General features: G+C 45.8%; 9 protein-coding genes and 1 pseudogene. All 10 read left to right on the top strand.

Annotated elements, in window-relative coordinates; translation table 11 throughout:
• Positions 1-16 precede the first annotated feature (16 nt).
• The 10 genes and pseudogenes from H8704_RS05015 to H8704_RS04970 all read left to right on the top strand — a co-directional run bounded on the left by H8704_RS05015 (position 17) and on the right by H8704_RS04970 (position 11,339).
• Positions 17-946, top strand: a complete 930-nt coding sequence (locus H8704_RS05015; protein WP_118689364.1) for an AAA family ATPase — start codon at positions 17-19, stop codon at positions 944-946.
• Positions 947-955: 9 nt separating this feature from the next.
• A pseudogene (locus H8704_RS05010) lies at positions 956-1,657 on the top strand (DUF58 domain-containing protein); the annotation flags it as partial.
• Between the two features lie 346 nt (positions 1,658-2,003).
• The gene (locus H8704_RS05005) at positions 2,004-4,352 is read left to right on the top strand and encodes a transglutaminase-like domain-containing protein (RefSeq protein WP_249297559.1); all 2,349 of its coding nucleotides are present in this window, start codon (positions 2,004-2,006) and stop codon (positions 4,350-4,352) included.
• Positions 4,353-4,354: 2 nt separating this feature from the next.
• Positions 4,355-4,780, top strand: a complete 426-nt coding sequence (locus H8704_RS05000) for a DUF1292 domain-containing protein (protein WP_022463944.1) — start codon at positions 4,355-4,357, stop codon at positions 4,778-4,780.
• 142 nt (positions 4,781-4,922) lie between these two features.
• Positions 4,923-5,591: a response regulator gene (locus tag H8704_RS04995; RefSeq protein WP_022463943.1), complete on the top strand. Its 669-nt coding sequence runs from the start codon at positions 4,923-4,925 to the stop codon at positions 5,589-5,591.
• A gap of 73 nt (positions 5,592-5,664) precedes the next feature.
• Positions 5,665-7,404, top strand: a complete 1,740-nt coding sequence (locus H8704_RS04990) for a proline--tRNA ligase (RefSeq protein WP_249297558.1) — start codon at positions 5,665-5,667, stop codon at positions 7,402-7,404.
• Positions 7,405-7,516: 112 nt separating this feature from the next.
• Positions 7,517-8,677 carry a cation diffusion facilitator family transporter gene (locus H8704_RS04985; protein WP_249297557.1) on the top strand — a complete coding sequence of 387 codons (1,161 nt, stop codon included), beginning with the start codon at positions 7,517-7,519 and terminating at the stop codon, positions 8,675-8,677.
• A gap of 107 nt (positions 8,678-8,784) precedes the next feature.
• Positions 8,785-10,050, top strand: coding sequence for a 3-isopropylmalate dehydratase large subunit (gene leuC / locus H8704_RS04980; protein ID WP_249297556.1), 1,266 nt, complete (start codon positions 8,785-8,787; stop codon positions 10,048-10,050).
• A 54-nt stretch (positions 10,051-10,104) separates the two neighbouring features.
• Positions 10,105-10,599: a 3-isopropylmalate dehydratase small subunit gene (gene leuD / locus H8704_RS04975; protein ID WP_022463939.1), complete on the top strand. Its 495-nt coding sequence runs from the start codon at positions 10,105-10,107 to the stop codon at positions 10,597-10,599.
• A 20-nt stretch (positions 10,600-10,619) separates the two neighbouring features.
• Positions 10,620-11,339 carry an IspD/TarI family cytidylyltransferase gene (locus H8704_RS04970; RefSeq protein ID WP_249297555.1) on the top strand — a complete coding sequence of 240 codons (720 nt, stop codon included), beginning with the start codon at positions 10,620-10,622 and terminating at the stop codon, positions 11,337-11,339.

Here is an 11,339-nt window from a genome sequence, read left to right as displayed (position 1 = left end):
TGGAAGGATGATGGAGATGGAGCAGCAAAAATTATTGCAGGTGCAGCAGGAAGTGAATCAGGTGATTCAGGGAAAAGAGGATGTGGTCAAGAAGGTTTTTGCGGCGATGATCGCCGGGGGACATATCCTGATGGAGGATATACCGGGAGTAGGAAAAACGACGCTTGCCACTACTTTTGCAAAAACTCTGGAGCTTGTGTATCACAGGGTACAGTTTACGCCGGATGTGCTGCCAAGTGATATTTTGGGCTTTTCCATGTATGACAACAAAACGGGAAAGTTTGACTTTCATCCGGGTTCTGTATTTTGCAATCTTTTTCTGGCGGATGAGATCAATCGTACTTCGCCCAAGACGCAGTCGGCACTTCTGGAGGTTATGGAAGAACGACAGGCAAGTGTCGAGGGCAAAACTTGGAAGCTGCCGGACCCGTTTTTTGTGATCGCGACACAGAATCCCAGTGGATCTTCCGGTACACAGCTTTTGCCGGAATCCCAGCTGGACCGTTTTATGATCTGTCTTTCCATGGGATATCCGTCCCACCGGGATGCGGTTTCTATTTTAAAGGGAGAAGTCTGGAAACAGACGGACAAACGACAGAGAGTACTTAGCATTGAGGAGTTGAAGGAGCTGCAGAGAGAGGCAGAACAGATTTACGTCCACGACGAGATTTATGAATATATTGTATCACTGGTGGAGGAAACCAGAAAAACGGAGTTTTTTGCAGAGGGAGCCAGTCCGAGAGCAACGATCGCTCTTCTCCGTATGGCACGGGCCATAGCGCGTCTTGAAGGAAGGGATTTTGTAACGGCACAGGATGTACAGAAGGTATTAAAGGATGTATTGGGACATCGTGTCAAGCTGGGAGCCAGAGCGAGAGCAGAAGGGAAAAGCATGGAGGAGTGCATTCAGGAGCTGATTCTTCAAGTAAAGAGTCCCCGCTGTTAGGAGGTACTTATGGAAAATAAAATTCATCTGCATTTTCGATGGGTACATCTGGTGGGCTATCTGCTTTTGTTTTTGGGGGATCTGGGAGCATTTTTTGTGCTGAGAAGCTATTTTCTGCTGATGACGGCTGTTGTTATAGTTTTGGTGGGGATTTTGTCTGTTTATGGAATGTTTTATCTGGCCGGGAATCTGCAGGTAAGGTTATATATATACGGACAGAATGTTGTTCTGGGAGATGAGACGGAGCTGCAGGTCAGCCTGCTGCACCGGGTACGCTATTTTGCGTTGAACTGTATGCTGGCAATGGAAGCAGAAAATGTATTTCGGGAGAGTAAGTCTTTATGGGAAATTTCTATGCCGGTACAGCCGGGTGGTGTTTCAAAAGCAGTTCTGCCGTTAAAAGCAGAATATCTTGGTAAATACCATATAAGTTGTAAAGAAGGAAAGCTTAGGGATCTTCTTGGAATTGTGGAGGCTGTGATCCCGGCAGAAAGTTATTGCGAGATTACGGTGCTTCCGGATATCAGCGGAGAGAAAGGCGTGGACACCTCCGGTTTTTTATCGGGAATGTCTGAGTCTGAGGAAAGCAGGGAAAAAGGTCATGACTTTTCGGAGGTTCATGATATCCGGGAGTATATTCCGGGAGATAAGCTGAGAGATATTCATTGGAAGATTTCTGCAAAGCAGGGAGAGCTGATGGTTAAGGAACGGATTAGCGTTTCCGGTTCTCAGATGGTATTGCGGATCGCATTGTCACAGGAAAAGGATATATCGGAACTGTTACTGCAAAGTGCCGGAAATGTGGCAGCGTCATTTGTAGGGCAGAATCTTCCGGTTTGTCTGTTGATATGGAATGGGCACAGATATGCCTTTGATGCGTTTCACTGTAGTGACATAGAAGAGCTTCGCCGGGCGCTGGCTTTGATCCTTGCGATGCCGCTGTCTGTCCGGCTGAATGATCAGCAGACAGTATATTTAAAAAACAGCTATCCGTTTTTAAGGACATATCTAAGTATCGAAAATGAGGATTCCGGGATACAGGTGGTGATGAGAGAAAATGGCTAAAGAGTTAACAGATTCAATGGAACTGACGGAGGGGCTGGCGATCTGTCCGGGACGGCTGACCAAGGAAAACCGGTTAAAAACACTTTTTGTAAAGGGTGTTGTGGTGTATCTTCTGGTTATGGGTGTGATGGGGTCTTATCTGTCTGCATTGGATGTGGAATGTTTCTGGCTTGTTATGCATGTGATCGTGTTTTTGTGTTCTCTGTATTGTGCTTCTTTATATTACAGCAAGCTGTGGCAGAACACAGGCTATCTTCTTTTTCTTGCTGTGATTGCGGCAGGTGGATATTTTCTTGGAAAATACATTAACAGTGGATTTTATTCCGTTGCCAATGATCTGTCAGAGGCAGCTTCCGGTTTTTTTGACAGTAATGCCATGCGTTCTTACGGAGAACAGATTGATGATCCGTATGTGACAGTTACGATTTCCATGAGTTATATCGGATGTATCTGCTGTGTTTTGGTGAATATTATGGTTTCCCGGAAAATGCGGTGTGCCCTGCTTGTGATTCTGGGGGCAGGAGTGCTTGCAATGCCTCTTTATCTGGAGCAGGAACCGTCATTTTTATATATGATAATGTTTTTGGCCGGTGTTTTTTCCTGCTTTATGCTACGGGGAAACGGTCATTATCTTCTGACTTTTCAGGATGATGCGTACCAGTGGGATGGACGAAAAAAGCAATTTGCCTATGTATATGATTTCAGAAATGCTGCAAGGGCCGTGATCAGTGCAGTGCTGGTCTGTGCTGTGATTCTGGGGGCAGGCTCTGTAATATATCCCAGGTCACTTCATCAGTCTGCATGCGGGACGAGTAATCTGAAAAAGGCGTCCATGGAGACTGTAGAAAATATTTCCATACTGGGTCTGATGGGGCTGTTTAACTTTTATCCCAATACGGGAGGTCTGACGAATGGCACTCTGGGTGGTGTCAATGCGATCCGTTATGATTATGAAACAGATCTGACCATTGAGTTTGCACCGTACACACAAAACAGGATCTATCTGAAGACCTTTACAGGGTGCGATTATCTTCCGTTCAGCAACCGCTGGCAGAGACAGACAGATGAACAGGGAAGAAAGGTTGCCGAGCAGCCGGATTTTACTACGAGGCTGATGAAGAAAAATTATCAAAAGCACAAAAAGAAAACGGGAAAAGGAAAAATTATTGTTAAAAACGTGGCGGCAGCAGCGGGAGTATATTTACCATATTACTCGGAAGAGGTAAATAAGAAAATTTATCCGGGAACACAGCAGGAGTATATCTTTTATCCATCCCTGTCGGGAAAAGCAATCGGTGTGTCTGAGGCAGACCGTCAGGAGGCACAGGCTGACTGGCTTCATATTTCTGAAGATAATCTGGATGAGATTAAAAAGCTGTGTCAGGAGGCGGGATTATCCGAGATGGATAGTGTCCCGGATAACGTACAGAAGCTGGCACAATACTTCCAGGATAATATTCCTTATTCCTACCGGCCCGGAGCAACACCGTACCGTGCAGATTTTATCAATTATTTTCTTGGAAAAAACAGGCGGGGATATTGCGCACATTTTGCCAGTGCAGCGACGCTGGCGTTTCGCTATACAGGCATTCCTGCCCGTTATGTAGAGGGGTACGGAATTGATCCGGAGGATATTTCCGAAGAAGGAACCATTAAATATGATCAGAGGTATGAGGATTATTATGAAGGATATTCTGAGGTGGGAAAAACAGCAGTTGTTTCTGCCAATGTGACGGATGCCAGTGCCCATGCATGGGTGGAGGTATTTGATCCGGATATGGGATGGCAGGTTGCCGATGTTACGCCTTCCTCCGGGGAGGAGCCGGAGGATAATGGATTGTGGCAGAGGATCCTGAATTTTCTGGGAGCAGGAAAAAGCTCCGGTGGTTCTACGACAAATGGAGATGGTGGACAGAATGATTCAGAAGCTGCAGAACAGTTAAAACAAACGACAGGTTATGTTTCGGTTGGAATCGTTGCGGCTGTGTTGCTGATACTGATCGTCCGGCGTCTGGGAAAGAAGATTGTCTGGCTGATCCGTTTCCGGAAGGGCAGCCGGAATGACAGGCTGATCATGGACTATCAGAGATATTTGGAAAGAATTGCCCGGAAGCAGAACTCCTTAGGGGATTGCAAAAATTATCAGGATCAGTTAAATTGGTTAGATAAACATGGATATTGGCGTTCAGATGTGGTAAGATTGGAAAAGGCGGTTTCCATATTGGAAAGAGCCGGATTTTCAAGGACGGAAGTGACATTCCATGAGTATGGAATGATGAGAAAATGCTTTCGTAATTATAAAAAGGCAGCCGGCAAAGCTTCCGGCAGAAAGAGAGGTTGATGATGAATCAGGAAAATACAGAATTGTTTTTTGGAGACGAGCAGGATGTTGTGATCACTCTGGAGGTAGAGGATGGAACAGAGACAAAGGTGACCCCTCTGGCAAGCTTTGAAATTGACGAGCTTGGTACCGAGTATATTATTGCAGCAGAGCTTACACCGGATGAGGAGAGCATGACCGGTGAGGTGCAGATCCTGAAATATGAAGAAGATGCGGATGGGGAAGCTTCTATGTCTTCTATTGAGGATGAAGAGGAGTATCAGCTTGCAGCCGAGGCATGTCGTCAGATCATCAGGAGTGGTGCGATTGAGGGCTTTGATGTGGAAGAAGATGACGAGGATGAGGATTCAGAGGAATATGACGAAGATTATCTCAGTGATATTGGAAATATTTTTCCGGGTTTGTCTATCGACAAGGGAGAGGAATAGAAGAGATTCTGCGTCATTTTTGACAATAAAACGGAAATGTAATATAATTTCACTTAGTTTTTTGCAATAGGGACACAGTTGGTATCCCGGTTTTGAAAGAGAAAGCCTGGGAAAGGCGTTTTCGGGTGAGGAAGGACAAAATATGGAGAAAAAGAAGCTGTTGGTGATGGATGATGATACGGTGACGAGAGAACTGATTCAGGATCTCCTGCAGTATGACTGCGATTGTATTTCGGCACAAAATGGTGTGGAGGGGTTGTCTTATCTGGAACAGCATCCCGGACAGGTGGATCTGATCGTAGTGGATCTGATCATGCCGGTGATGGACGGGTTTGAAGTGATGAAATGCATCCAGTCCAATGCATTGAACCGTAATATTCCGATCCTTGTGATCACAGCTTCCGATCAGCAGGAAGATATCAAAAAGGCGTTTGCCTGCGGAGCGGACGATATTCTGATGAAGCCGCTACAGTCCGACATTGTCAGAAAACGTATCTTAAATATGTTTGATATCGCAGACAGAAGAAATATTCATAATGTGATGGAGGATATGGTAAGGATTGAGATTGAGGAAAATATTGACAGTCTGGGAATCTGTCCATGTCCGGTGTGCCGCAGGGATCTGATGACATTGACGTTAAATAATGTTCCACCAAAGTATGTCAATACCGAAAAGGGAGCGATCATGTCGAAGGTTGGCAGTATGTCACGTGCAGAGAAGATCAAGCTGCTGGCAGAGATTGCCCATTATGCAGAAATGGTGCGTGACAGACCGCGTCATTCCCTTCCGGACAGTAATATCACCAAGTAAATAAAAATAAAGGAAGTGGATTCCTTTAAATAAAAAATACGACACAGATGCGTGTCTTATAATGGAGGCAGAAATGAAAGTATCAAAATTGGTAGGTTCACGTTTTAAGGAGAAACCGGCGGATTGTGTGATTGACAGCCATGCGTTGATGGTGAGGGGCGGTTATATGAAATATGTTGGCAATGGTATTTTTTCCGAGTTCCCGACTTTGAGAAAGATTACCGCGAAGATTGAAAATATTATCCGCAGTGAGATGGATGCCATTGATGGACAGGAAGTTTTGTTTCCGGTTGTTCTTCCGGCAGATCTCTGGGAGGAATCCGGCAGATATGACAGTGTAGGAAGCGAGCTTCTACGTTTTACCGACAGAAACAATGCAAAGCATGTCCTCGGTATGACTCATGAGGAGGCTGCGGTACATTTGGTACGTGAATATGCCCAGACATATACCAAATATCCGTTTATGATCTACCAGGTACAGAGAAAGTTCCGTGATGAGGCAAGACCTCGTGCCGGAATGATCCGTGTTCGTGAGTTTACAATGAAAGATGCTTATTCATTCCATACCTCCCAGGAGGATCTGGAGCGTTACTATGCGATTGCATATAAGGCGTATAACCGTATTTTCCAGAGAGCAGGTATTCCGGAGGTTGTAACGGTAGCATCGGATTCCGGTATGATGGGAGGAAGTCTTTCTCATGAGTATATGCTTCTGACACCGGTTGGAGAGGATTCTATCGTACTTTGTAATGAGTGTGATTTCCGTGCCAATATGGAAGCGGCAAAGACAATTGTTGAGAATCAGCCCGGTCAGGCAGAGGATCTGGAGTGCATTGAGACACCGGACTGCAAGACCATTGAGGATGTCTGCGGATTTTTGAAGAGTGATGTGGAGACCTCCTGCAAGGCAGTGGTATATCAGAAGAATTCTGATGATACTTATGTGGTTGCTTTTGTCAGAGGAGATTATGAGATCAATGAGACAAAGCTTCGTAATCTGGTGGGAGAGGAGATCCACCCGGCAGATATCACAGAGGATTGCGGCCTTGTTGCGGGATATATCGGACCGTACCAGATTACAGATAAGGCAGAGGTATATCTGGATGTATCTCTGAAGGGAATCCGGTCTATGGTTGCCGGAGCCAATAAGGAAGGCTATCATTATAAGGGACTGAATCTGGAGCGTGAGCTTGGTGAAGTGACATATCACGATATTTCTAAGATACGCGAGGGTGGCATCTGCCCTTGCTGTGGCAAGCCGGCCATTACGATCAAGCGTGGCATTGAGGTTGGTAATATCTTCCAGCTTGGCACAAAGTATACCAAGTCTATGAATATGCAGTACACCGATGAGAATGGTGAGCTTCAGTATCCGATCATGGGATGCTACGGTATTGGTGTTGGCCGTCTGGCAGCGTCTATCTGCGAGGCAAAGCATGACGAGTATGGTCCAATCTGGCCAATCTCGATTGCTCCATGGGAGGTTGAAGTATGCTGTCTCCGTGTGGATGATGAGGAGACCAAAAAGGTTTCGGATGAGATGTATCAGAAGCTGTTGCAGGCTGGTGTGGATGTGATCTATGATGACAGAGACGTACGTCCGGGAGCTATGTTCTCTGATGCAGATCTGATCGGTGCGCCGATCCGCGTTGTGGTAAGTCCGAGAAACTTAAAGGAGTCCTGTATTGAGCTTGCAACGAGAGACAAGTCATACAAGGAGATGGTTCCGGTAGAGGAAGCGTTTGATGCTGTTCTGAAGTTAAAGCAGCAGTTGTTTGATGACATTAATGCAAAAGTAGAAGCATACGAATAAATAATATAAAGATAGAGATGTCGTGTTGAATTGATGTCTGTTTTGGGATAGTTGTTCTGCAGTGTGAATACATACAGCAGAGCAACTATTCGTTTTTTAGAGGGGGTTAGATATGATTAACTTTATTGCAAAACATTGGATTTCGGATTACAGGGAGTATCAGGATAGACATGTGCGGCAGCAATACGGAATTCTTTGCGGTATTGTGGGAATCTTTCTCAATATCTTTCTGTTTGCCGGGAAGCTTTTTGTGGGGTGGCTTAGTCATTCTATTGCGATTATGGCAGACGCCTTTAATAACCTGTCGGATGCCGGTTCTTCCCTGATCCTTTTGTTTGGATTCCGTCTGGCGGGTCAGAAGCCGGATCCGGAGCATCCCTTTGGTCATGGCAGACTGGAGTATGTAGCGGGGCTGATCGTATCAATGATTATTATGGTTATGGCGGTGGAACTTATGAGAAGCTCCGGGCAGAAGATCCTGCACCCGGAGGAGGTCATCTGGCATACGGGTACGCTTGTAATGCTGGCAGTTTCGATTCTTGTCAAGCTGTATATGTATACATATAACCGCTCTTATGGCAAAAAGATTGCCAGTGCTGCCATGGGAGCAACGGCTCTGGATAGTATCAGCGATGCGGTAGCAACCTTTGTGGTACTGATTTCTACAGTGGTATCCCATTTTACAGGACTTCAGATTGATGGTGTGTGCGGTATGCTGGTGGGAATCTTTATCATGTATGCCGGTATTTCTGCAGCAAAGGATACGATCAATCCGCTGCTTGGACAGCCGGCGGAGGAATGCTTTGTGGAACGGGTTCATGAAATTGTTCTTTCCCGGAAGGAAATTCTGGGGATGCATGATCTGGTGGTTCACAATTACGGGCCGGGACGTACCATGCTTTCCCTGCATGCGGAGGTTCCGGTGGATGGAAGTCTGGTGGAGCTTCATGAGGTGATCGATGAGGTGGAGCATCAAATTTCCGATGAACTGGGCTGCTCTGCGGTGATCCATATTGATCCTATCTGGGTAAAGGATGAGGAAACGCAGAAGATGAAAAAGGAGATGGAGGCGGATTTAAAGCTGATGGATCCGTCCCTGACACTTCATGATTTTCGGATGGTACGTTATACCGGCCATATGAAGCTGTTTTTTGATATTCAGGAGCCGTATTCCTGTAAGATCGAGGAGAAGGAGTTAGTAAAGCGGCTGCAGGATCATGTGGCGGAGAATCATCCGGGGGTGGAACTGGTGGTATATGTTGATCGGTTTTAAGGCGTTTTGAACGGATGATTTACAGAAATCTCCTTTTGTGGTATGATATATAAAGTTTTGTCAGGTTACCCCTGAATGGATAAAGAGAGAATGGAGGCAATTAGATTATGGGAATGACAATGACGCAGAAGATTTTAGCGGCACATGCAGGATTGGAGTCGGTTCAGGCCGGACAGCTTATTATGGCGGATCTTGATCTTGTCCTTGCAAATGATATAACCGGTCCGGTAGCGATTCACGAGGTGGAGAAGCTAAACAAAAAGACAGTATTTGATAAAGATAAGATTGCCCTTGTTCCGGATCATTTTACCCCCAATAAAGATATTAAATCTGCGGAGCATTGCAAATGTGTCCGTGAATATGCCAAAGAGCATGATATTACCAATTATTTTGAAGTGGGACAGATGGGTATTGAGCATGCCCTTGTTCCGGAAAAGGGATTGATCGTGGCGGGAGATGTCTGCATCGGAGCGGATTCCCACACTTGTACATATGGAGCATTAGGAGCTTTTTCTACCGGTGTCGGCAGCACCGATATGGGATGTGGCATGATCACCGGACAGGCATGGTTTAAGGTGCCTTCTGCAATTAAGATCGAGCTTACCGGCAAGCTTTCCAAATGGGTCAGCGGTAAGGATGTGATCCTTCATATTATCGGAATGATCGGCGTGGACGGTGCATTGTACCGCTCTATGGAGTTTGCGGGAGACGGCGTAGCAAGTCTTTCCATGGATGATCGATTCTCCATTGCCAATATGGCGATCGAGGCTGGTGCCAAGAATGGTATCTTCCCGGTTGATGATCAGACCATTGCATATATGAAGGAGCATTCACAGAAGGAATACAAGATCTTTGAGGCAGATGAGGATGCAGAGTATGACGAGGTTATTAAGATTGATCTGAGTACATTAAAGCCAACCGTAGCTTTTCCACACCTTCCGGAGAATACAAAGACTGTAGATGAGTCTGGTGAGGTTACCATTGACCAGGTTGTGATCGGATCATGTACCAATGGCCGCATCTCTGATCTCAGAGAGGCAGCAAGCGTTTTGAAGGGACGTAAGGTGGCAGATGGTATCCGAGCTATTGTGATACCGGCGACACAGAGTATTTATATGCAGGCGATCGAGGAAGGTCTTGTTCAGACATTTATTGAGGCGGGAGCTGTGGTAAGTACTCCGACATGCGGACCTTGTCTGGGTGGCCATATGGGCTGTCTGGCAAAGGGAGAGAGAGCTGTTTCTACCACAAACCGTAACTTTGTAGGACGTATGGGTCATGTGGAATCTGAGGTATATCTGGCAAGCCCGGCTGTTGCAGCGGCCAGTGCAGTAACCGGAAAGATCTCACAGCCATCAGATCTGGGACTTTAATATAAAATTCTCAAAAAGTGTGATTAATTATAAAGTATATGGAGGAAAGTAAATATGAAAGCATGTGGTACCGTTCATAAATATGGAGATAATGTAGATACAGATGTTATCATTCCGGCACGCTATCTGAACTCATCAGATCCGGCAGAGCTGGCAAAAAGCTGCATGGAGGATATTGACCCGGACTTTGTAAACAGAGTGAAGAAGGGCGATATCATGGTAGCCAACAAAAACTTTGGATGTGGTTCATCCAGAGAGCATGCTCCGATTGCGATTAAGGCATCCGGCATCAGCTGCGTTATTGCAGAGACATTTGCGCGCATTTTTTACCGTAATGCCATCAATATCGGACTCCCGATCATTGAGTGTCCGGAGGCAGCTAAGGAGATCGAGGCGGGAGATACGGTTGAGATCGATTTTGACAGCGGTGTGATCGTAGACAAGACAAAAGGAACACAGTATCAGGGACAGGCATTCCCTCCGTTTATGCAGAAGATCATTAAGGCAGAGGGATTAGTGAATTATATTAACAGCAACTATGCAGAGTAATCTGGGATAAGGAGAAAAACATGGTATTTGGAGTAATTCTTGCCGGCGGTGTCGGCAGCCGTATGGGAAATGTTGAGAAGCCGAAGCAGTTTTTAAAAATTGGAGGAAAACCAATCCTCATTCATACTGTAGAGAAGTTTTTGATGCATGATTCGTTTCAGGAGTTGATCGTGCTGACTCCGACAGAGTGGATCGAGCATACCAAAAACCTTCTGAAGAAGTATCTGGGAGAGGCCGGAAGTACCGTAAAGGTATTGAAGGGTGGTTCCACCAGAAATGAGACTATTATGAATTCCATCGCATATATTGAGGAAAAATATGGGCTGGATGATGATACTCTGATCGTGACCCATGATTCCGTTCGTCCGTTCCTGACATATCGTATCATTGAGGAGAATATCAAGTACGGTTTACAGTATGGCGCCTGTGATACGGTGATTCCCGCAACGGATACCATTGTACACAGTGAAGATGGTAAGGTGATCACATCGGTACCGGATCGTTCCAAGATGTATCAGGGGCAGACTCCGCAGACCTTTGGGGCCAAGAAGCTCAAGGAGTTATATCAGTCACTGACAGAAGAGGAGAAGGAGATCCTGACCGATGCTTCCAAGATTTTCGTGATCAAGGGAGAGCAGGTTTATCTTGTAGAGGGTGAGGTTTACAATACCAAGATCACCTATCCTTATGATCTCAGAGTAGCAGAGTCTCTGTTGAATGACCAGAAGAACGGACAGTAA

Source organism: Jutongia huaianensis (genome assembly GCF_014384985.1).
Taxonomy (GTDB): Bacteria; Bacillota; Clostridia; order Lachnospirales; family Lachnospiraceae; genus Jutongia; species Jutongia huaianensis.
Note: the sequence above shows the minus strand (reverse complement) of the source record. Positions and strands in the feature narration are given on the sequence as shown.